The organism is [Roseibacterium] beibuensis (genome assembly GCF_039542305.1).
Classification (GTDB): domain Bacteria; phylum Pseudomonadota; class Alphaproteobacteria; order Rhodobacterales; family Rhodobacteraceae; genus Roseibacterium; species Roseibacterium beibuensis.
In genome coordinates, this window is record NZ_BAABHW010000017.1 from 1 (window position 1) to 1,003 (window position 1,003).

1 protein-coding gene is annotated in these 1,003 nt (G+C 54.6%); it reads left to right on the forward strand.

Features of this window, described 5'->3' with window-relative positions:
• Positions 1-213: 213 nt before the first annotated feature.
• On the forward strand, positions 214-624 hold the full coding sequence (locus tag ABD923_RS19080) for a hypothetical protein (protein ID WP_345229576.1): 411 nt from the start codon (positions 214-216) through the stop codon (positions 622-624).
• Positions 625-1,003 lie beyond the last annotated feature (379 nt).

The window sequence follows — 1,003 nt, forward strand, 5'->3', positions numbered from 1 at the left end:
CCCCATAGCGCGATCGGATACAACGTCCCGATCGCCATGCATTATCCCGATGGCGTCACCAGCCCGTCATCGTGAAAGAGCCGGAAAAATCCAGCTTCCGGCGGTCCAACGTTGGGGAGCGGTGCAAGCATAGAATAACTCTTCACTGCCTTGGATAGGCGTTAGGATCCCGTGAGCAGCCGTTAGTCTCAACGTTGAAAGAAGGAAGTAGCTTTGATTATTGCTTTGATAAACTGGCGTGTGAAAATTGGGTCGGAGAAGGATTTTCTCAATAAGTGGAAGAACGAGCTGTCGCTCGATGGTGCTGCTGGATTGATCGGCGAGTTTTTGAGCAAGGTAGAAGACAGCGACTTTCATGAAGGAATCACATGGGAAATGGAGCCTGATGAAAAGGACAACCGAAATGATTGGGCTGCAGCGGACTACACGTCATACGTTAACGTTGGGATGTGGACGTCGGTTGACTCGTTCATGAGAGCCGTTGGCAATTACATGGTTGCTGGCCGCTCAATCAAAGAAGCCTTCGAGGCGGCTCCTCGTCGGAGAGCCATTCTTACGCCCGAGCACTGGCGTATCGGACATGACCGGCTCCCTGGTGAAACAAGTGACGGTGTGAGTCCTTGAAGCAATTTGTGCCCAAGTCGGCTTAGCGCTTCACACGGACGTCCGCTTTGGAGGTGCCAGCGCAGCAAAAAGCACCTTCAGGGAAGGGCTGCTTTGGGCCGTAAGGCGCCGGAGCCATGACCTCGAGAGCGAGGGCGGAATGCAGTCGTTCCCTACGAAAAGCACCAGGATCTTGTCTGCAGGCCAAGCGGGCGTTCAGATCTTTCTAGGATACCCGCCAGGATTCTACGGCTGCTTGTCTCCAGCTCTCAGAGGGTTGGAGACAAGCATTCATTCACCGGGAGAAAACCGCGCACTCAGAACTCTAGCGCGAGGCCCACTTCCGCGCCGTAGGTCGTGAAGTCATTCGAGCCAAGGCCGTCGACGAACAGATCGCCTC